At 65.4% G+C, this 20,233-nt stretch carries 18 protein-coding genes; 9 read left to right on the forward strand and 9 right to left on the reverse strand.

Annotation, left to right across the window (positions count from 1 at the left end; translation table 11 throughout):
- Positions 1 to 119: 119 nt before the first annotated feature.
- From sigM to ACLMAL_RS04975, 5 genes are all read left to right on the forward strand, one after another.
- On the forward strand, positions 120 to 704 hold the full coding sequence (gene sigM, locus ACLMAL_RS04955; RefSeq protein ID WP_328407715.1) for an RNA polymerase sigma factor SigM: 585 nt from the start codon (positions 120 to 122) through the stop codon (positions 702 to 704).
- Positions 705 to 806: 102 nt separating this feature from the next.
- Entirely contained in the window at positions 807 to 1,613 is an 807-nt protein-coding gene (locus ACLMAL_RS04960) for a hypothetical protein (RefSeq protein ID WP_411997993.1), read from the forward strand.
- Between the two features lie 97 nt (positions 1,614 to 1,710).
- Positions 1,711 to 2,697: a thioredoxin-disulfide reductase gene (gene trxB, locus ACLMAL_RS04965; RefSeq protein WP_328407719.1), complete on the forward strand. Its 987-nt coding sequence runs from the start codon at positions 1,711 to 1,713 to the stop codon at positions 2,695 to 2,697.
- Between the two features lie 34 nt (positions 2,698 to 2,731).
- The gene (gene trxA / locus ACLMAL_RS04970) at positions 2,732 to 3,064 is read left to right on the forward strand and encodes a thioredoxin (protein WP_328407721.1); all 333 of its coding nucleotides are present in this window, start codon (positions 2,732 to 2,734) and stop codon (positions 3,062 to 3,064) included.
- 181 nt (positions 3,065 to 3,245) lie between these two features.
- Complete coding sequence (locus ACLMAL_RS04975) at positions 3,246 to 4,442, forward strand: N-acetylmuramoyl-L-alanine amidase (RefSeq protein WP_328407723.1); 1,197 nt, start codon at positions 3,246 to 3,248, stop codon at positions 4,440 to 4,442.
- A 79-nt stretch (positions 4,443 to 4,521) separates the two neighbouring features.
- Here the strand turns inward: ACLMAL_RS04975 and ACLMAL_RS04980 are convergent, their stop codons facing one another.
- The 9 genes from ACLMAL_RS04980 to rpmH all read right to left on the reverse strand — a co-directional run bounded on the left by ACLMAL_RS04980 (position 4,522) and on the right by rpmH (position 12,980).
- Positions 4,522 to 5,253, reverse strand: a complete 732-nt coding sequence (locus ACLMAL_RS04980) for a GNAT family N-acetyltransferase (RefSeq protein WP_328412558.1) — start codon at positions 5,251 to 5,253, stop codon at positions 4,522 to 4,524.
- A gap of 252 nt (positions 5,254 to 5,505) precedes the next feature.
- Positions 5,506 to 6,519 carry a ParB/RepB/Spo0J family partition protein gene (locus ACLMAL_RS04985; RefSeq protein ID WP_364904870.1) on the reverse strand — a complete coding sequence of 338 codons (1,014 nt, stop codon included), beginning with the start codon at positions 6,517 to 6,519 and terminating at the stop codon, positions 5,506 to 5,508.
- 57 nt (positions 6,520 to 6,576) lie between these two features.
- Complete coding sequence (locus ACLMAL_RS04990; protein ID WP_411998144.1) at positions 6,577 to 7,527, reverse strand: ParA family protein; 951 nt, start codon at positions 7,525 to 7,527, stop codon at positions 6,577 to 6,579.
- A 1,829-nt stretch (positions 7,528 to 9,356) separates the two neighbouring features.
- Positions 9,357 to 10,085, reverse strand: coding sequence for a 16S rRNA (guanine(527)-N(7))-methyltransferase RsmG (gene rsmG, locus ACLMAL_RS04995; RefSeq protein ID WP_411997994.1), 729 nt, complete (start codon positions 10,083 to 10,085; stop codon positions 9,357 to 9,359).
- A 196-nt stretch (positions 10,086 to 10,281) separates the two neighbouring features.
- Entirely contained in the window at positions 10,282 to 10,812 is a 531-nt protein-coding gene (locus tag ACLMAL_RS05000) for a protein jag (protein WP_328412560.1), read from the reverse strand.
- A 128-nt stretch (positions 10,813 to 10,940) separates the two neighbouring features.
- A complete protein-coding gene (yidC, locus tag ACLMAL_RS05005) occupies positions 10,941 to 12,029 on the reverse strand; it encodes a membrane protein insertase YidC (protein ID WP_411997995.1) in 1,089 nt (362 codons plus the stop codon).
- A 4-nt stretch (positions 12,030 to 12,033) separates the two neighbouring features.
- Positions 12,034 to 12,381: a membrane protein insertion efficiency factor YidD gene (yidD, locus tag ACLMAL_RS05010; RefSeq protein ID WP_328407733.1), complete on the reverse strand. Its 348-nt coding sequence runs from the start codon at positions 12,379 to 12,381 to the stop codon at positions 12,034 to 12,036.
- On the reverse strand, positions 12,378 to 12,815 hold the full coding sequence (gene rnpA / locus ACLMAL_RS05015; protein ID WP_411997996.1) for a ribonuclease P protein component: 438 nt from the start codon (positions 12,813 to 12,815) through the stop codon (positions 12,378 to 12,380). The genes yidD and rnpA overlap by 4 nt, the downstream gene beginning before the upstream one ends.
- Before the next feature lie 21 nt (positions 12,816 to 12,836).
- Positions 12,837 to 12,980 carry a 50S ribosomal protein L34 gene (rpmH, locus tag ACLMAL_RS05020; protein ID WP_209885332.1) on the reverse strand — a complete coding sequence of 48 codons (144 nt, stop codon included), beginning with the start codon at positions 12,978 to 12,980 and terminating at the stop codon, positions 12,837 to 12,839.
- 591 nt (positions 12,981 to 13,571) lie between these two features.
- Here rpmH and dnaA point away from each other — a divergent pair.
- The 4 genes from dnaA to ACLMAL_RS05040 all read left to right on the forward strand — a co-directional run bounded on the left by dnaA (position 13,572) and on the right by ACLMAL_RS05040 (position 20,061).
- Positions 13,572 to 15,629 carry a chromosomal replication initiator protein DnaA gene (dnaA, locus tag ACLMAL_RS05025; protein ID WP_411997997.1) on the forward strand — a complete coding sequence of 686 codons (2,058 nt, stop codon included), beginning with the start codon at positions 13,572 to 13,574 and terminating at the stop codon, positions 15,627 to 15,629.
- An 844-nt stretch (positions 15,630 to 16,473) separates the two neighbouring features.
- The gene (gene dnaN, locus ACLMAL_RS05030; protein ID WP_411997998.1) at positions 16,474 to 17,655 is read left to right on the forward strand and encodes a DNA polymerase III subunit beta; all 1,182 of its coding nucleotides are present in this window, start codon (positions 16,474 to 16,476) and stop codon (positions 17,653 to 17,655) included.
- A 235-nt stretch (positions 17,656 to 17,890) separates the two neighbouring features.
- A complete protein-coding gene (recF, locus tag ACLMAL_RS05035; protein WP_411997999.1) occupies positions 17,891 to 19,159 on the forward strand; it encodes a DNA replication/repair protein RecF in 1,269 nt (422 codons plus the stop codon).
- A 332-nt stretch (positions 19,160 to 19,491) separates the two neighbouring features.
- On the forward strand, positions 19,492 to 20,061 hold the full coding sequence (locus tag ACLMAL_RS05040) for a DUF721 family protein (RefSeq protein WP_411998000.1): 570 nt from the start codon (positions 19,492 to 19,494) through the stop codon (positions 20,059 to 20,061).
- The last annotated feature ends 172 nt before the right edge of the window (positions 20,062 to 20,233 follow it).

The following is a 20,233-nucleotide window of genomic DNA, read 5'->3' on the forward strand; positions in this document are numbered from 1 at the left end:
ATGCTGCGAAATCTTCGGTTAACGGTCGCCCATGTCCGTTTGCCACCGTGAGCGCTGTCCGAGGGGTTGGCTTTTTGTCCGAACTGAACGACGAGTCCCGTGGGGGGAGATCGCAACCGGTGGCATCTCGCGAACGTTCGTTCATACCCGACGAACTGACCGACATCGAACTGCTTCATGCCCATGTCCGTGGCCAGCGGCATGCCTTCGCCGAACTGCTGCGCAGGCACAACGACCACCTCTGGCAGACCGCGTTGCGCACGTCCTACACGCGCGAAGACGCGGCCGACTGCCTCCAGGACGCATTGCTCTCGGCCCACCGCACCGCTGCGTCGTTCCGTGCAGAGGCAGAGGTGCGCAGCTGGCTGCATGCGATCGTGGTCAACGCCTGCCTGGACCGGATCCGGCGCAACAAGACCCGGCGCGCGATCTCGCTGTCGCCGGAGAACATGCCGGAACCGCGTGATGAGCGCGACAATATGGCCGAACTGGAGATGTCGCTCGTCATCGACCGCGCGCTGTTCTCGCTCCCGCCTGACCAGCGCACGGCCCTCGTCGCGATCGACCTGGAGGGGTATAGCGTGGCGGAAGCGTCCGCGATGCTCGGGGTTCCGGAGGGCACGATCAAGAGCCGGTGTGCCCGCGCCCGGCAGCGACTACAAGAACGCTTGGAATTTCTCCGGGATCCGGGGAACCGGAAGTAGCCGAGATGCGTCATTAATAGTGACGAACCGCTAGACGATGTACTTGCAGTCCCCCCGCGTGGGCGGTGGGATCCCCCGTCAGATGAGAGAACCGGAGGTGCCATGGCGACCCGTTCCGTACCGCAGCCTCCGTTCTCGACCGAACTCCTCGCCGATCTCCACGCCGAGAACGTCGCGCCGGAGCTGGGGGAGCAATTGTGGCCCGAGGTCCGACGCGACCCCGACGCAGTGCGGTATCTGCACTCGCTCGACACGGTGAGCGCGCAGCTGCGCACCCTCGGCCAGGACGACCACATCATCCATGCCATGCCTGCCGATATCGCCGCTCGGCTGGAACAGTTCGTCGACGGATTCCACTTCGACGAGGAGCCCACCGAGCAGGTGGCAACCATCCACCAGCTGCCGTCCGCGGCCGCTCCCGAATCCGTGGACGCCCCAGCGGTTTCCGACCCGGATGCGCAACCACCCGGCATCGCCACACCGGTCTCCCTGGACGAACGGCGCGGTCGCAGACTCCGCTGGCTCGCGGCGGCGGCGGCCGTCGCGGTCGTGGCATGCGCCGCCGTGGCGGTGTCGACGCTCGGCGGCCGTGAGGTCGCCCCGACCGCCCAGCCGACCACCGGCAATGTCGAACTCGGTGACGATCTGAACGCCACCGTGGCGCTCGCCGCGCTCGGCCGCCACGACGTCACCGGCGCACTCGGCAGCCAGGCCGCCCTGAACCGCTGCGTGCACGCCAACGGCCTCGACCGCACCATCCTCGGCTCCACCAACACCACGTTCCATGGCCAGGCCTCGGTGCTGATCCTGCTCACCGGCCCCCGCCCGCACAAGATCACCGCACTGGTCGTCGGGATCGGTTGCACCACCGACGATCCACAACAACTCGCCCTCACCGACATCGGGTGACGCGATCGAGGCGTCCACCACGCCCTTGCCCGGGAACAACAACGTTTAGGCTGTTGTTGACCGACACGTCCCAAGATTTCTCCCTCGGAAGGGTCACATGAGCACGCCAGTTCGCGACTTGATCATCGTCGGCTCCGGACCCGCCGGCTACACGGCCGCCGTCTACGCCGCCCGCGCCGAGCTCCAGCCGCTGCTGTTCGAGGGCACCCAGTTCGGCGGTGCACTGATGACGACCACCGAGGTCGAGAACTTCCCCGGCTTCCGTGACGGCATCATGGGCCCGGACCTCATGGAAGAGATGCGCGAGCAGGCCAAGCGGTTCGGCGCCGACATCCGCACCGAGGACGTGGACACGATCGACCTGAGCGGCCCGGTCAAGACCGTGACCGTCGGCGACGAGACGCACCAGGCCTACGCCGTGATCCTCGCCATGGGTTCGGCTGCGCGCTACCTCAACGTGCCCGGTGAGCAGAAGCTGCTCGGCCGCGGCGTGAGCGCCTGCGCCACCTGTGATGGCTTCTTCTTCAAGGGCCAGGACATCGTCGTGGTCGGCGGTGGCGACTCCGCGATGGAGGAGGCCACCTTCCTGACCAAGTTCGCCGCCAGCGTGACCATCGTGCACCGCCGCGAAGAGTTCCGTGCCTCACGCATCATGCTCGAGCGTGCCAAGGCCAACGAGAAGATCAAGTTCGTGCTCAACGCCGAGGTGGCCGCCGTCAACGGCGACACCAGTGTGACGAGCCTGACGCTGCGCGACACCCGCACCGGTGAGACCTCGGAGCTCGCCGCCACTGGTCTGTTCGTGGCGATCGGCCACGACCCGCGCAGCGAACTGGTCAAGGGCCAGGTCGAACTCGACGACGAGGGCTACGTCCAGGTGCTGCACCCGTCGACGGCAACCAAGGTGCCCGGCGTTTTCGCCGCGGGCGACCTGGTCGACCACACCTACCGGCAGGCGATCACCGCCGCGGGCACCGGCTGCCGTGCGGCGATCGACGCCGAGCGCTGGCTCGCCGACCAGGGCGACATCACGTCCAACACGCTGGACCATGCCGGCAGCCCGGTTGTCGTCTCCGCCAACTGATCTCATCACTTTTTCCACCGCAAGGAGATAACCCATGTCCAAGAGTGCCAATACGGTCACCGTCACCGATGCGTCCTTCGCCGATGACGTGCTGCTCAGCGAGAAGCCGGTGCTCGTGGACTTCTGGGCCGACTGGTGCGGTCCGTGCAAGATGGTTGCCCCGGTGCTGGAGGAGATCGCGGGCGCGCACGCGGACAAGCTGACCATCGCCAAGTTGGACGTGGACGCCAACCCGGGCACCGCCCGCGATTATCAGATCCTTTCGCTCCCAACTATGATGCTGTTTTCCGGCGGTAAGCCGGTCAAGCAAATCGTGGGAGCCAAGGGCAAAGCCGCCCTGTTGCGCGAACTCGACGGCGTCATCTGACGCGAAATCGAGTCCCCAAAGGCCGCCGTTATCCAACGGCGCGCCGTTAGGATGCCTGGAACCCGGGAATTGTCGAATTCCCGTCCGGGTCTGAGACAATCGACCGACCTCCGGTCGTGCGAAGGTGTATGCCGTCGCATGAGTGGGTACCCGGGTTGACGGAAGGAAAGGGCTCTCACGCATGCACCGACTTCGTCACGGCGATACCGGTCCAGCCGTCGCCGAGGTTCGGAGCACCCTGGCAAGTCTCGGGTTTCTGCACGCTCACGCCGTCGGCACCGATCACGCCGATGCGCGCGAGTATTGGAAGGACACCGACGCCTCCTTCGACCGTCAGCTGGATTCCGCGGTTCGCGCCTTTCAGCAGCACCGCGGACTGTTGGTCGATGGCATCGTCGGGCCGGCCACCTATCGAGCCCTCAAAGAGGCGTCCTACCGCCTCGGTGCCCGCACCCTGATCTATCAACTGTCCGCACCGCTCTACGGTGACGATGTGGCAACTCTGCAGCGCAGACTGCAGGACCTCGGTTTCTACGTGCATCGGGTCGACGGCTACTTCGGCCCGCATACCCACGAAGGCCTGACCGCGTTCCAGCGGGAGATCGGGCTGTCCGCCGATGGCATCTGCGGGCCGGACACGTTGCGGTCACTGGAACTGCTCGGTGCACGCGTCACCGGCGGCAATCCACATCGCATCGCCGAGGAAGAAGTGGTGCACCGGGCCGGGCCACAGCTCACCGGCAAGCGCATCGTCATCGATCCCGGTCTCGGAGGCCAGGACAAGGGCCACGCGGTCCCCACAGAGTACGGCGACGTCTACGAGTCGGAGATCCTGTGGGATCTGGCCAGTCGGCTGGAGGGTCGCATGGCCGCCACCGGTATGGAGACGTTCTTGTCCCGGCCGTGGGGCGCCAACCCTTCCGATGCCGAACGGGCCGAGACCTCCAACGCTTTCGACGCCGATCTGATGATCTCGCTGCGCTGTGCGACCAACCCGAGTCCGTCGGCGAACGGGGTCGCGAGCTTCCATTTCGGTAACTCGCACGGCTCCGTGTCGATGATCGGTCAGGTGCTGGCCGGCTTCATTCAGCGCGAGGTTGTCGCACGAACGTCGTTGCAGGACTGCCGACTTCATGCCCGAACCTGGGATCTGTTGCGGCTGACCAAGATGCCGACCGTGCAGGTCGATATCGGCTATCTCACCAACGAATACGACGCGACGGTGCTCACCAACCCGCGGATGCGCGACGTGATCGCCGAAGCCATCCTGATTTCGGTGAAACGGCTGTATCTGCTCGGTCAAGACGATCAGCCAACGGGCACATACACTTTCGCCGAACTACTGGCCGAGGAGTTGGCTGCGGCCGACCGCATGTAGTACGACTCGAACTCCGAAAACACCTACGCCCCCGCCGACTTCGGTCAGCGGGGGCGTGGTCGTCTGTGCCGTCGGCAGGCTAGGGCGCACCGATCCGGAAGGGGACCGTCAGCGCCGCCGCCGCGAGCAGTTGATCAAGGGCCCGCTCCACGTCTTCTTTCCAGCCGTGATCGGAGTCGAGCTCGAGACGCAGTCGCGGAAATCGGTGATGCGGCGCGATCACCTCGAAGCCGACCTCCTCGAGGAAGTCCGCGTCGATCATGCACGTTTCCGGCGAGCATTTGGTAGCCGCGGTCGCCGAGCCCGAATCACGGACCGGTGAGCCGATCCGCTCCATCAAGGTCATCGAACCGAGCGATCGATCCGACATCGCCTTGGTCGGGGGATCGGTGCGAATACCGAAGGCCTCCAGCGCTCGAACACCGCGACGCACCAGATCCGCCACCACGGCCGAGATGAGCCGGTGGGCTATGTCGGCATCCGAATAAGGGAATTCGGCGCTCAGCGTGGTCAGCAGGACCGCGTCCGGGCTTACCGGTGACGTGGGGAAGAGAGCGGCACGCGGCACAGCGCTGGGTGGCGAATACAACGCGCAACCCGCCACATTGCCGTTCACGTTGGCCACCTGGCCGCACGAACCCCATTCCAGCATCACCGTCGAGAGCCAGGCCTCCTTCTCGAAGACCGGATCGCTGAACTCCCGAGAGTTCTCCGCGACAGCGGGATCGATCTCCCAGAACACACAGCGCCGTGCGTGTGTGGGGAGCTTGTCCAGTCCGCCGAGGGTAAGTGCTGTGACGCTGGTCGACACCGCTCTACTCAGCCTCCAGCTGTCCGATTCATCCACGCTCACGCCGCATCAGTACTTGCTCGCCAGCAAGAATAAGCGATCAACGAGATCCCGCCTCATTCCACGTCACTGTGCTATTGGTCAGGAGCCTTGCGCCGGTCCCACCGAGGGTCACACCGACGCCGCATCCCTCTATTTTCCGCGCCGTCACTGTGACGTTTCGGCGCCAGACCCGTACTTATCGGAAACACGGGGCCATTTTCGCCACTTTCGTCACGTGCCGAGCTGCTGTTGCTCCATCATGCCGACAATCCGCTCGAGGTCTTCGACCGAACCGAACTCGACAACAATCTTGCCCTTGCGCTTGCCGAGACTCACCGTGACCCGAGTATCGAACGACTCCGACAACCGCTCGGCAACGTCCTGCAGACCTGGCATGTGGATCGGCTTGCGTCGGGGAGCGGTCGGGGCCGCGGCGTCCGGATCGCGGTTCGCCAGCGTGACAGCTTCTTCGGTGGCGCGGACCGACAACCCCTCGGCGACGATGCGCGCGGCAAGGACCTCTTGGGCGTCCGCTCCGGCCTCGAGACCGAGCAGGGCACGAGCATGTCCCGCCGACAGCACGCCGGCCGCCACCCGCCGCTGCACGGGGATCGGCAGCTTCAGCAGACGGATCATGTTCGTCACGACCGGTCGGGACCGGCCGATTCGCGATGCCAATTCCTCGTGGGTGACATCGAACTCTTCGAGCAGCTGCTGATAGGCCGCCGCCTCTTCGAGCGGGTTGAGCTGCACCCGATGGATGTTCTCCAACAGTGCGTCGCGCAGCATGGATTCGTCGGCGGTCTCGCGGACAATCGCCGGAATCGTCGTCAGGCCGGCCTCTTGGCAGGCCCGCCAGCGGCGCTCGCCCATGACGATCTGGTACCGGTCCACCGCAGGCTCGACCCGACGCACCACGATCGGTTGCATCAGACCGAACTCGCGAATGGAGTGCACCAGCTCGGCGAGTGCCTCTTCTTCGAAGACATGCCGCGGCTGCTTGGGATTCGGCTCGATCTGCTCCGGGCTGATCTCGCGATAGATCGCGCCGCCGGGGGAGGAGAGCTCCTCCTCGGTCGGATCGGGGACCCGATGGAGGAATGCGGAAGCCGGTTGCGGGCCGATCGGATCGAGACCGATGACCACATTCGCCGCGGCACTGCCGAGACCTGGTGTGGCCGCCGGCCCCGTCGGGATCAACGCGGCAAGACCGCGTCCTAGCCCACCCTTCTTCGCCTGAGTCATCGGTCTACCGATCCCTTCTCTGTTCGCCACCACGCCAGTCCAACCGACCGCTACGGGTCATTGCGCGCCTGCTGCCCCACGTCGGGGCACCGCACGCGCCGCCATCTCACGACCAGCATCGAGATAGCTCATCGCACCCCGGGAGCCTGGATCATAATCGAGCACTGTCATTCCGTAGCCCGGAGCTTCGGAGACCTTCACACTGCGCGGGATCACTGACCGCAGCACCACGTCGCCGAAGTGTCCACGCACTTCCTCCGCGACCTGGTCGGCCAGCTTGGTGCGGCCGTCGTACATCGTGAGAACCACGGTGGAGACGTGCAATTCGGGATTGAGATGCGCCTGCACCAAGCCGATATTGCGGAGCAGCTGACCGACACCTTCCAGCGCGTAGTACTCGCACTGGATCGGGATCAGCACCTCTTTGGCCGCGACCATCGCATTGACGGTGAGCAGACCGAGGGACGGCGGGCAGTCGATCATCACGTAATCGATGTCGTAACCCGCGATATTGGCTTCCTGGATCGCGGCTTTGAGTCGACCCTCCCGAGCCACCATCGACACCAGCTCGATCTCCGCACCGGCGAGATCGATAGTGGCCGGAATGCAGAGCAGACGCGGACTGTGCGGGCTTTGCTGAATCGCGTCCTTGACCGAGATCTCACCGATCAGCAGTTCATAACTCGAGGGGACACCCGAGTGATGCTCGACGCCGAGGGCGGTGCTTGCGTTGCCCTGCGGATCGAGGTCGATCACGAGAACTGTCATCCCTTGGTGCGCAAGGGCGGCCGCGAGGTTGACCGCTGTCGTCGTCTTACCGACGCCACCCTTCTGATTGGCAATGGTGATGATGCGCTGCTCGTGCGGTTTCGGCACTGTCACCTTTCCTGGATGCAATATCTGACTGGCGCGTTGCGCTTCGGCCGCGATCGGGGTCTCACTGGCGGAGATGTGCCCGAACGGTGTGCTTCCGAAGGCCTCCGCATCGAGATTGCTGGAGTCCAGCATTCCCGGCACGCGCGACGTAGTTTCCCGTGAAACATTCGCCGGACCACCGCTCGACATAGACAGCTCCTAACGCGAGAACCTCAGATGACGACCCCCGACGAACGTCGGCGCCGTGTCATCAATAGCTGTGTCGGATCGAACATGATGCTCAATCGGAACCGCGGCGCCCGATCGACCGAGCGGAGCTCTCGCCGCTGTGACACCCTCCGTGGCACCAACGCTCACGCCCGACGGTGACTAGCTTGCCAGCACCGAGCGTGATTAGAAAGCTGAATCGCGGCAACGCACAAAGGACACGCAAATCTGCGGCGATTCTCCCTGGCGCGGTCGAGATTTCGACCACCCGAGCCGATGTTTCACATGAAACGTGATGCCGAATCCGAACTTCCGCGCCAGTCGATCGGACGCGCCAACGCGCCGTCAGCCGGTTCGGATGGGCCTGAATTCCGCTGACACCGTTGGCAACGCCCATCTCCGCCCGCCACTACGACAGCCGTGCGATTCGTCACGCCGCTCGGCTAGACGCAGATCTCGTTGCACCCCTCGCGTTGTGCCGTTGAGTCACACCACGTGGACACATCACCGGCTATTGCTGAGTCGAGCCGACTGGACCACACCGGGTACCGCTGTTGGCGCACATCGTAGGGATGAGTCGTTCGCATCTTCTGTCTGGCCGTTGGGCCGCACCCGGATCGCATCACCCTGTTGGTTCGTTGTGTCATGCCCTGGACCGCTTTGTAGTGCCGTCGAGTAGTGCCGTCGAGTAGTGCCGCCGAGCCGCACCTGGATCACACTCCCGTGTCAGGCTCCAGGGACACATCGTTGGGACCGGCCGTTGGCCATTCAAGTGGCGGCTGACCTTCCGCCCACCACTGGGCAGCTCGCGCTCGACCACTTCGTTGGGCCACGCCGCCCGGCCACCTTTACTGTCGCACCGCTAGAGCCATGTCGTTCGAGCCTCACCACATCACAGCATCGCGTCACTCGAAAAGGGTGGCCTCGAGTCGCGCCGCGACTTCGCATCGCTGGGTCGCATCGCTGGGTCGCATCGCTGGGTCGCATCGCTGGGTCGCATCGCTGGGTCGCATCGCTGGGTCGCACCGCTGGGTCGCACCGCTGGGTCGCACCGCTGGGTCGCACCGCTGGGTCGCACCGCTGGGTCGCACCGCTGGGTCGCACCGCTGGGCCGCACCGCTGGGCCGCACCGCTGGGCCGCACCGCTGGGCCGCACCGCTGGGTCGCACCGCTGGGTCGCACCGCCGGGCCGCACCGCCGGGCCGCACCGCCGGGCCGCACCGCCGGGCCGCACCGCCGGCACCGCTGGGTCGCACCGCCGGGCCGCACCGCCGGGCCGATCGCTATGGCGGGCGCAGGCACAGGCACACTGTCTCGCGTTGGGTCCGCGGGGCTCAGCTCACCTGCCTCCGTAGCCCGCCGCCCAAACTGTCACGTGGAGATTCTGAGCCATCTGCGGTGCCAAGAAGATCACCCGAGCCCGGGCGGGGTCGCTGCTAAGTCATGTCGCCTGTAGGTGTCGGTCCGGGTGCATGATTTTCCTTGGCTGCAATTGGCAAGGTTTACAGAGAAGGTCGATCTGAGACCCATTCCGGCACTGATGTCTTCGTGGCTCCCGGGCGGCGCGACGCAACGATCGCTCGACGCGGAGAGGGGAGCGATCGAGCCAGGTTTCACATGAAACACCGACCGGGACCGTTATGGCTAAGTCGCCTTCCGGGCCCGCCCGCGCAGCTGCGCAGCGATCGCTGCGCAGCGCGGACGTGAGCGATCGAGCCAGGTTTCACATGAAACACCGACCGGGACCGTTATAGCTAAGTCGCCTTCCGGGCCCGCCGGGTGGCGCGGCGCGGCGATCGCTCGGCCCGAGGGAGGCGCTCGGCGCTGATCACCAAGGTGGGCGTAGAGACGATTCCTGCTCCGCATTCGAGGACAGTCGCGTTGCCTGCGCCCGCGCTTGCCAAGGCCGCTCCGTCACGCTCGAGTTCCTCGGCGGCGCTGACTCCCTTGAGCGCCAACATCCGTCCGTGATCGCGGAGCAGGGGGAGCGACCACTGTGCCAGCTTCGCCAGGGGTGCCACTGCGCGGGAGGTGACCACATCCGCGCCGCCCGCTTCTTTCATCACGCCCGATTGTTCGGCCCGGCCGCGCACGACCGTGATGTCGAGTCCGGCCGCCTCGATGAACTCGCTGAGGAAGATGGTCCGGCGCAGCAGCGGCTCCACCAAGGTGATCCGGAGGTCCGGTCGCGCGATGGCCAACGGGATTCCCGGCAGGCCCGCACCGCTGCCGATGTCGACCACCGTCGCGCCCTCGGCGATCAACTCGCCGAGCACCGCACAGTTCAGGATGTGCCGATCCCAGAGCCGCGGTACCTCTCGAGGACCGATCAAGCCACGCTCCACTCCGGCAGTGGCCAGCGCCGCACAGTAGCGACGCGCGAGATCGAGACGGTCACCGAACACCGTCGCGGCAATCGCGGGCGCTTCCAGCTCAGCCGGCAGTGCAGTGGCTCCACCGAGATCTCGTTCCACGTGAAACATCCTTCCGAGCTCCAGTCGATCAGGCAGCAGGCGGGTGATCAGTCGACTGCTCGCACAATCGGCCGCCGGCGTTGAATCAGGCGACAGACATGACATGTGACATGAACACATGATTAAGGGCCCCTGGTCCGAAGACCAGAGGCCCTATCCAACCATTGCTCATCCGGCCGCCGAAAATGGCGTCCAGGAAGGTGGTTCAGGAGGGTACGACGACCACGTGCCGATTCGGCTCGACGCCTTCGCTCTCGCTGCTGACGCCATCGACCGCAGCCACCGCGTCGTGCACGATCTTCCTCTCGAACGGGGTCATCGGAGCCAATGGCTCCGGCTCACCCGACTCGAGCACGCGTTGCGCGGCGGCGGTCCCCAGCGCGCTCAACTCGGCGCGACGCTTGGCTCGCCACCCGGCTACATCGAGCATCAGCCTGCTGCGCACACCGGTCGTCTGCTGCACGGCCAGCCGAGTCAGCTCCTGAAGCGCGTCCAGCACCTCGCCGTTGCGGCCGACGAGCTTCGACAGATCGCGGCCACCATCGATGCTGACGATCGCGCGGTCACCCTCGACGTCGAGGTCGATATCACCATCGAAGTCGAGCACGTCGAGCAACTGCTCGAGGTAGTCGCCGGCGATCTCGCCCTCTTCGATCAGAGCTTCCTCGGCGTCGCTCGCGACATCACCGGGCTCCGCCCCGGTCTCTGATTCACGACCCGTCGTGGTGTCCACCATCGTCGTCGTCGCCACAGTGGCGTCCCCTCCGTCGGTCTCAACAGTCATTTGATTTCCTTCATCTGCTTATCGCGCGGACCTGGCGCCGGGCGCCGGCCGGAAACGCGATCAGGGGTTGCTCAATGCGTTCAGCGCCGGCGCTTCTGGTTCGCACGGCCTCGGGTTCCCGGCCGCCGCTGGCCACCGGGCCGGCGTTGTCCGGATGCCTTGCCTGTCGCAGGCTTCGCGGTGCCGTTCGTCGACGGGGGAGCGTCGGCCGACTCGTCGTCAGTCGATTCTGCGGCGTCGACCGCGGTCTGCTTCTTCTTGGTACTGACCGGCTTGGCACCAGGCTTCGGCGCGTTCTGCGCACGCAGCTCCAGCTTCGCCTGCTTCTTCTCTTCTTCTTCCTTGGCCATCCGGCCGAAGACGAGGTGCTGCTGCCCGTAGGTCCAGATGTTGTTGGACACCCAGTAGAGCAGGATGGCGATCGGCAGGAACGGACCACCGACGAGCACGCCGAGCGGGAACACCCACAGCGCAAGTTTGTTCATCATCGCGGCCTGCGGGTTGGCGGCCGCCTCGGGAGTCTGGCGCTGTACAGAGGCCCGCGCGTTGAAGTGGGTTGCCAGACCGGCGATGACCATCAACGGAATCGAGACGAGCGCGATGCTCAGCTTCGATGGCACGCCGCCGTAGTCGGCGAATGCCTCGAGCTGACTAATCGGGCTGGTGATGTAGGCCGAGATGGGGGCACCGAAGATACGCGCCGCCAGGAACGACTGGACGTCGGTGGCGCTGAAGACATAGTTCGGCGTATGCGCGTTGTCGTAGGCCGACATTCCGAGCTGTCCGATGCCGGTACCAGTGCGGTTGAAGGAGCGCAACACATGGAACAGGCCGAGGAACACCGGCACCTGCGCCAGGATCGGCAGGCAGCCCATCACCGGGTTGAAGCCGTGGTCCTTCTGGAGCTTCTGCATCTCCACCGCCATCTTCTGGCGGTCGTTTTTGTACTTCTTCTGCAGCTCCTTGATCTGCGGCTGGAGCTCCTGCATCTGCTTGGTCGTGCGGACCTGCTTGACGAATGGCTTATAGAGCAGCACTCGCAGCGTGAACACCAGGAACACCACGGCAAGGGCCCAGGTGAGTCCGTTGTCCGCGCCGAACGCGAACCCGAAGACCCGATGCCAGAACCAGAGGATCCAGGACACCGGGTAATAAATGAAGTCGAGCACGGCTCTATGCACTCCCGTCGTTCGTGTCGCCGATCACCGCGCGCGGTGATCCTTTACAAGCATCTGGCGCCGGCGTCGCAGGGTCGGCGTCCGACTCGTTCCCTGCGCGTTTTCTGCGCTCCGGAACGGGGTCCCACCCACCAGGGTGCCAGGGCGCACATTTGGCCAATCGCACGACCGTCAATAAGAGGCCGACGAACAGTCCGCGCGTGCGAAGTGCGGTGACGGCGTACTCGCTACAGGTCGGGGTGAAACGGCACACCGGCATGCGAGTGGGGGAGACGTAGGTGCGGTACAGCTCGATCACAAAGATCAGGGCATTGGCAGGCAGTCGAACAAGGGTCGTCTTCACGACCGATCACCGGCGGCCGCGCCATGTGGCTCTATTGTGATGCCCAGCTTGCGTAGTGCGCCGCGTAACTGGCGAAGCAGTTCGTCCGAGTCGGCCGTTGCCGCGCCGGGTAGCGCGCGGATCACGATGTCGGTCTCGGCGGGCAGATCGGCGGTCACCTTGGCGCACATATGACGCAGGCGGCGGGCCACCCGGTGTCGAACCACCGCGGAGCCCACCGCCTTGCTGACAATCAATCCGAACCGTGGCCCGCCAATGCGAACCAACGATCCGGCTGTTGCCGGATCGTCCTGTCGTCCATTCGCGCCCACAACTCCGTCATACCCGTGCACAAGCGCGTGTACGACCAGATCTCGCCTCCCGATTCGCTGGCCGCGGCGCACCGTCCGGGAGAAGTCGGCACGATGATGCAACCGATACGGCTCAGGCAGCACCCGAGCGTCCGAAAGCGAAGATCAGGCAGTGAGGGTTTTGCGGCCCTTGCCGCGACGCGCGGAAACGATGGCGCGACCCGCACGGGTCCGCATCCGGAGACGGAAGCCGTGAACACGCGCCCGACGACGGTTGTTCGGCTGGAACGTCCGCTTGCCCTTGGCCACGGTCAACACTCCTCGAGTAGGTGGGCGCCAGTCGGCACCCGAAGTATGGGTATTACGTATTTCGCGATGAATCGCAGTCTGGTCATCATCGGCGCGCGTCGGTCCTGGCGCACAGGTCTGGTTTGACCAACCGCGGTCAGCACAGGACCGCCACCGCACCAAGGGGTGACTGTACGAGGGTACTGATCGGCCAGGAGCGGGTCAAACTCGGCCCACCGCTGCGGGAGTTACGCATTCGTGCGGTCTGGCGTGAGTTCGTCCACACCCCTAGCCTCCGGCTACTTCGGCGAGCGGTGTGTGTAGCCAAAGGATTGCTGAAGAATCGCAGGTCCGGGCGTTGTCACGGACGAATGTGAGCACGTTTCACATCTCCCCAGAGTTCTCCACATCTGTGGATAATTGTGTGGAAAGACCCCTGGAGTGGCATATTCGTAGGGCCGACGGTGCCACGTCGCCGCCCGGGATGGGGGAATCCGGGCAGCGTCCGAACCTAACGGACGTACGCAGGATCATCAAAATCTACCTTGCCCGGTAGCTGCCCGCGTACCCCGGCCGTCTGCTCCTATCGCCTACTTCCGGGGAGGAACCTGCATGGACGACGAGCAGAACGTGTTGGCCACAGTGTGGCCAGAGGTGGTTGCCGAGCTCACCACCGGCTCACCCGATGGTGCCATCCCACCGGTGACCAGGGCGCAGCAAGCGTGGCTGAAACTGGTCAAGCCGCTGACGGTGGCCCAGGGTTTCGCCTTGCTCTCGGTGCCCTCGTCGCTGGCCCAGGAGGCCATCGAACGCGATCTGCGCGAACCCATCCTGCGCTCGCTGGCCCGGCGCCTCGGCCCCCAGGTGGAAGGACTCGGCGTGCGGATCGCGGCACCGACCAACCAGCCTTCGGAGCGGCCGGGCAATTCGGCGCGCCACGCCAGGATGACAAGCAGGCCGGAGCGGAGCCGGGACACCGGTCGCGGGCCCGCCGGGTATCCGTCGGCCGACTATCCCGGCCGCAGTGACTATCAAGCACCGCGCTACGCCGCCCAGAGCGACTTCCCGGCCGCGTCCAATGACTACGCACCGCAGTCGAACGACTATGCGCCCGCGTCCAATGACTACGTCCCTGCGTCCAATGACTATGCGCCGACATCGGACTATCCGGGTGCCGGCTACGAACCGGAGTACGTGCCGTCCCAGGAGTACGTGCCTGCCACGGAGTACACACCCAACGGCGACTACCACATCGACGAGTACCCGACCCGCGGCGATTACCCGAGCCAGGGCACTCGCAGGGAAGGCCCCGGCGGACCGACGCCAGAGGTAATGCCCGCGCCGCGCCGCGACTCCGGGATGCCACCGCGCCGCGACTCCATTCCGCCAGGGCAGGAGTCACTGTTCACCCCGGAGCCACCGCCGATGCGTGGTCCGGCCAGGGCGCCGATGCGTGAGGACGGCCGCCCGAGCGAGGATCCCGCGATCGCCGCAGCACACGAATCGGTCCGTGAGCCGATGTCCCGCGAACAGATGTCCGAGAATCCGCGCGACCACGACGACGAGCCCGTCGTCAACGTGCGCAACTCTTGGCCCACCTACTTCACCAAGACCCAGGAAGCCCCGGCGCAGTCGAACTCCTCGGCCAGTCTCAATGCGAAGTACACCTTCGAGACGTTCGTGATCGGCGCATCCAACCGTTTCGCGCACGCCGCCGCTGTGGCTATCGCCGAGGCCCCTGCCAGGGCTTACAACCCACTGTTCGTGTGGGGCGCTTCAGGTTTGGGCAAGACGCATCTGCTGCACGCGGCCGGCCACTACGCCCAGCGGCTGTTTCCTGGGATGCGGGTGAAGTACGTCTCGACCGAAGAGTTCACCAACGACTTCATCAACAGCCTGCGCGACGATCGCAAGGTCGCCTTCAAACGCCGCTACCGCGAGACCGACATCCTGCTTGTCGACGACATCCAGTTCATCGAGGGCAAAGAAGGCATCCAGGAGGAGTTTTTCCATACCTTCAACACCCTGCACAACGCCAACAAGCAGATCGTCGTCTCCTCGGACCGGCCGCCCAAGCAGCTGGCCACCCTGGAGGAGCGGCTGCGGACGCGGTTCGAGTGGGGCCTCATCACCGACGTGCAGCCGCCGGAGCTGGAGACGCGCATCGCGATCCTGCGCAAGAAGGCACGGATGGACCGGCTGGATGTGCCGCACGATGTGCTGGAGCTCATCGCCGGCCGCGTCGAGCGCAATATCCGTGAGCTGGAAGGCGCGCTGATTCGGGTGACCGCCTTCGCGTCGCTGAACGGTCAGCCGCTGAATCTTCCGCTGGCCGAGGTGGTGCTGCGTGATCTGATGCCCGATACGGCCGCCTTGGAGATCAATGCCGCGACGATCATGGCCGTCACCGCCGAGTACTTCAACACCACGCTCGAGGAGCTGACCGGGCCGGGCAAGGCGCGGCCGCTGGCACAGGCCAGGCAGATCGCGATGTATCTGTGCCGTGAGCTCACCGATCTTTCACTGCCGAAGATCGGTCAGGCCTTCGGGCGCGACCACACCACGGTCATGTACGCCGACAAAAAAGTGCGCAAGGAGATGACCGAGCGCCGCCGGGTCTATGACCAGGTGCAAGAACTAACAGCCCGGATTAAACAGCGTTCGCGCTGATCGCCACTAACACCCACTGCACCGTCCCTGAACTGGGGCGGTGCATTTTTTTGGCTTGTGGATTCCTCGAGGAATCCCTGTGGAGTCCTCGAGGAATCTCCCAGTTGTGCACCGGTTCGTGCACAGGCCGGGGGAGCAGATCCGGCGCCGGGATTAACAGGGGTGGATTCAACAGTCTCCACAGCGGTTGCTCCCCAGGCATCCTGACCAGCGCACCACTCGGTCAACGCCTTGTGGAATCCTCGAGGATTCCTTGTGGAGTCCTCGAGGATTCCTCGAGTTGTCCACGAATCGGTGCACACGTGTGAACAACAGGGTGAATCTGGTGGAACAACTCGAGGAGCACTCGAGGATGGATGTTGAACAACTTCGGAGCCTCCACAGACCCCTCCCGTTCATCCTCGAGTCACCCGATGGCCATCCCCACGGCACCACACCCCCGGACCTGCGAAGACCGCCCCAGTCCACAGATTCCACAGTGCCTACTACTACTTCAGTTCTTCTTCTTAGAGAACTCTCTTCAAAACAGAGTGTGTGGAAAGTCCGTTGGTGGGTGTCGCCTCCGTGCCACTCGCCGAAAAGCGGGCAAGGACGAAACCGGAGACCTATCGACAGACAGGACCGACCGGCATCGGACAACCGATGAGTTCCGCGCAGTCGCGCGTCGAGAAAGCCGAGCACTCGGTTGATCGGCTCGGAGGGTCGGACTAGGTTCAGGTGCCGCACGCGAGTACGGTTTGGTGTCGGTCGCCTGTGCCACACTTTCAAGGCGGCCGATTCAGCACCCGTTCAAGAACTGACGAGCCGAGATAGATCACGGAACCGGGAGAGGACAGATCGGGCGATGGAGCTTGCAGGCATGAAGTTTCGGGTCGCACGAGAAGACTTCGCCGAATCCGTTGCGTGGGTTGCTCGTAGCCTCCCGTCCCGGCCTCCTGTCCCGGTGCTCGGCGGTGTCCTGCTGGTCGCCGATGAAGGCGGGCTCACCGTCTCTGGCTTCGACTACGAGGTCTCCGCGCAGATGCGGGTCGCGGCCGAGGTCGCGGGTCCCGGCCAGGTGCTCGTCTCCGGCCGGTTGCTCGCGGACATCACCAAGGCACTGTCCAACAAGCCGGTCGACGTCTCGCTCGACGGCACTCGGGTGCTCATTGCGTGCGGCAGCGCGAAGTTCTCGCTGCCGACCATGCCGGTCGAGGATTACCCCCAGCTTCCCGAGGTGCCCCAGCAGACCGGCGAACTGAGTGTCGAGGTCTTCGCCGAGGCGGTCGGCCAGGTCGCTGTCGCCGCAGGCCGCGACGACACCCTGCCGATGCTCACCGGCATCCGGGTGGAGATCGAGGGACCCAAGGTCGTGCTCGCGGCCACCGACCGGTTCCGGCTCGCGGTCCGGCACATCGAATGGCAGCCCGCCCGAACCGATATCGAGACCTCGGTGCTCATCCCGGCACGGACGCTCTCGGAAGCCGCGAAGACACTCGGCCCCTCGGATGCCCCGGTTCAGCTGTCGCTCGGCACGGGTTCCGGATCGGGCTCGGACGGTCTGCTCGGCATCGTGAACGCGGGCCGCAGGACCACAACTCGACTGCTCGATGCCGAGTTCCCCAAGTTCCGTCAGCTGCTGCCGAAGGAACACACCTCGATTGCCACCCTCCAGGTGGCCACGCTGACCGATGCCATCAAGCGCGTCGCCCTTGTCGCCGAGCGTGGTGCTCAGGTGCGTCTGGAGTTCTCCAGCGAGGGCCTGCTGCTGTCCGCGGGCGGCGACGACGCCGGGCGCGCGGAGGAGTGGCTCGAGGCCGATTTCCGTGGCGAATCACTCACCATCGCCTTCAACCCCGGCTATCTCATCGACGGACTGTCCGCGCTGCATGCCGACCGGGTCACCTTCGGATTCACCACTCCGAGCCGTCCTGCGGTGCTGTTGCCCGCCAGCGACGAGGAGCCGAAGGTGCTCGAATCCGGCGCGTTCGCCGCGCTGGAGAGTGTGTACATCTACCTGCTGATGCCGGTTCGGCTGCCGGGCTGAGCGTCTGTGCATGATCGGGTGCTGCGCGCTCCGGCGCAAGCAACAGCGCCGCACGGCGGTTCGAACCTCTTAGGGACGCAGCGGTATTCGTTGTCCACACCATCAACATGGACGCGATCCATCCACAGTTCTTCCACAGCAGGTGATCGGGCCGCAATTCCTTCGGTGTTCGCGCGACCACACGTGATTTCGTGGCCTCTACCAGCGGCGATGACAATCGGGTCGAGGTAGGCGGATGTTCATCAGGGCGCTGTCGCTGCGTGATTTTCGGTCCTGGGAGCACGCGGAACTCGAATTATCCCCAGGCCGAACGGTTTTCCTCGGATCCAACGGCAACGGCAAGACCAACCTGCTCGAGGCGATCGGCTATCTGGCCACACTCGGCTCGCACCGGGTCGCCGCGGACGCGCCGCTGATCCGGCTCGGGACCGAACGCGCCAGAATCGGCGCCACCGTCGTGAACGCGGGCCGGGAGCTCCGCATCGATCTGGAACTGAATCAGGGCGCCGCCAATCGCGCCCAGATCAACCGCTCTCCGGTCCGCCGGCCGCGCGAGATTCTCGGCATTCTCCAGACGGTGCTCTTCGCGCCCGAGGATCTTGCGCTTGTGCGCGGTGATCCCGGCGAGCGCAGACGGTTCATGGACGAGTTGTGCACAGCCAGATTGCCTCGGCTCGCCGCGGACCGCGCCGACTACGACCGCGTGCTGCGGCAGCGTTCGGCGTTGCTGAAAACCGCAGGGCGACAAGGGCGATCGAGGGGATCCGGCGCCGCCGAACTGACCACCCTCGACGTCTGGGACGGACACCTTGCGTCGCATGCCTCGGTGCTGCTCGCCGAACGCTTGCGGCTTGTGCACGAGCTGTATCCCTATCTCGCACAGTCCTATGCGTCGATCGCGCCCGAATCGCGGCCCGCCGCAATCGGTTACCGCAGTGCCACGCTGCCTCCGGAATTCCTGGATCCCGCCCGGGCACCGCTGCCGGGGGACATCGAGGCATTGGAGGCGATCATGCTGCAGGAGCTGACGGCGGCGCGACCGAAGGAATTGGAGCGCGGCGTCTGCCTGGTCGGCCCGCACCGCGACGACCTCGACCTCATGCTCGGCACCGCGCCGGCCAAGGGGTTCGCCAGTCACGGCGAATCATGGTCCTTCGCCCTCGCCCTTCGCCTCGGCGCCTTCGAACTGCTACGTGCCACCGCGGCGGAGCCGGTATTGCTGCTGGACGATGTTTTCGCCGAACTCGACCGCCGCAGGCGCACCGCACTTGCGGCGGTGGCCGCGGGTGCGGAGCAGGTATTGATCACCGCCGCCGTCCCCGAAGACGTGCCTGCGGAACTGGCGGCGGTTCCGCTGCGCGTGGAAACGAGTGGTGGGTCGGACGGCCGGATCTCCCGGATCGTGGAGCCGGTAGCCGAGGCGCTCGGCTCGCCTCCGGCCGAGGGCGCAGGCGTCGGCGACGACATCGAGAACAGCCCGGATAGCGCGTCCGCGACCAACTAACGGGTTCGGACACCCTGTCGGTGTGCTCCCGTACAGTGACCCATGCGTCGGCGGTGCTGCCACCGGCGCGGACACGTCGGCCGGACTACCAACACTTGTGGATAAATTCGGCCCGGTCAGCCGCTTCTCGGACCGGTGGATCCCGACTCGGTGTGGCATCGACCGATACCCGGCAACAAGAAAACGCCGAAATGGGCGTGGAATGTGATGGCCGACACCCTTGGCCGGCCGTTCGGTCGCGGAACCCCTCGCCGTGCACCGGCAAGCCGGGGGCTGGGGACAAAGTGAACAAAGCTGGGGACAAATCAAGTGCGTGCGAACGGAGCAGGTCGATGAACGATCAGCCTGAACAGGGCGCCTCCGCACCACAGCCCGGTGTGGAGCCGGAGCTGCGTGGGATCGATCTGGCACGGCGGGCCCTCGAGGAAGCCCGGGCGGCCGCCAAGGCCAGCGGCAAGTCGGTGGGGCAGGGACGTGCGTCACCGCGCCGGAATCTGCGGACCGGCGCCAGGCGGCGAACCGGATGGTCGGGCGCGCGGCCGGACGAGCGTGATCCACAGCTGCTGGGCAGACTGACCGGGTCGATCGCGAAGAACCGTGGCTGGTCGACGAAGGTCGCAGAGGGCATGGTTCTCGGCCGTTGGTCCGGCGTGGTCGGTGACGATATCGCCTCGCACGCCACACCGGTGACACTGAAGGACGGCGTCCTCAGCATCGCCGCCGAATCCACCGCATGGGCCACGCAACTGCGCATGCTGCAGGGACAGATCTTGGCGAAGATCAATGCCGCGGTCGGCCAGGGCGTGGTCACCTCATTGCGAATCTCCGGCCCGGCGGCGCCGAGCTGGCGCAAAGGCGAACGGCATATCAAGGGGCGCGGACCCCGGGATACGTACGGATAGTCACCGGTCGGCCGCGGGCGTTCCACGTGAAACCGTTCATCGGGATTATCGACGCGGCAACCGATTTCATGCTCCGGACAGCGCGACGGACTCGGCGGCCGGCTGGGCCGGGACGCGACGGCAGGGTAGTCGGGTCACGCGCCCGACCGCCGGTTCCCAACCTCGGCGATAC

The sequence above is a fragment of the Nocardia sp. CWNU-33 genome, assembly GCF_046764895.1.
GTDB lineage: Bacteria > Actinomycetota > Actinomycetes > Mycobacteriales > Mycobacteriaceae > Nocardia.

Coding starts and splice junctions, on each gene's coding strand:
- ACLMAL_RS04975 (WP_328407723.1), top strand. CDS start 3,246: ATGCACCGACTTCGTCACGGCGATACCGGTCCAGCCGTCGCCGAGGTT.
- ACLMAL_RS05040 (WP_411998000.1), top strand. CDS start 19,492: ATGAACGATCAGCCTGAACAGGGCGCCTCCGCACCACAGCCCGGTGTG.
- ACLMAL_RS04985 (WP_364904870.1), bottom strand. CDS start 6,519: ATGACTCAGGCGAAGAAGGGTGGGCTAGGACGCGGTCTTGCCGCGTTG.
- ACLMAL_RS04960 (WP_411997993.1), top strand. CDS start 807: ATGGCGACCCGTTCCGTACCGCAGCCTCCGTTCTCGACCGAACTCCTC.
- ACLMAL_RS04990 (WP_411998144.1), bottom strand. CDS start 7,527: ATGCTGGACTCCAGCAATCTCGATGCGGAGGCCTTCGGAAGCACACCG.
- recF (WP_411997999.1), top strand. CDS start 17,891: ATGTTCATCAGGGCGCTGTCGCTGCGTGATTTTCGGTCCTGGGAGCAC.
- dnaA (WP_411997997.1), top strand. CDS start 13,572: ATGGACGACGAGCAGAACGTGTTGGCCACAGTGTGGCCAGAGGTGGTT.
- trxB (WP_328407719.1), top strand. CDS start 1,711: ATGAGCACGCCAGTTCGCGACTTGATCATCGTCGGCTCCGGACCCGCC.
- ACLMAL_RS05000 (WP_328412560.1), bottom strand. CDS start 10,812: ATGGTGGACACCACGACGGGTCGTGAATCAGAGACCGGGGCGGAGCCC.
- trxA (WP_328407721.1), top strand. CDS start 2,732: ATGTCCAAGAGTGCCAATACGGTCACCGTCACCGATGCGTCCTTCGCC.
- dnaN (WP_411997998.1), top strand. CDS start 16,474: ATGGAGCTTGCAGGCATGAAGTTTCGGGTCGCACGAGAAGACTTCGCC.
- rsmG (WP_411997994.1), bottom strand. CDS start 10,085: ATGTTTCACGTGGAACGAGATCTCGGTGGAGCCACTGCACTGCCGGCT.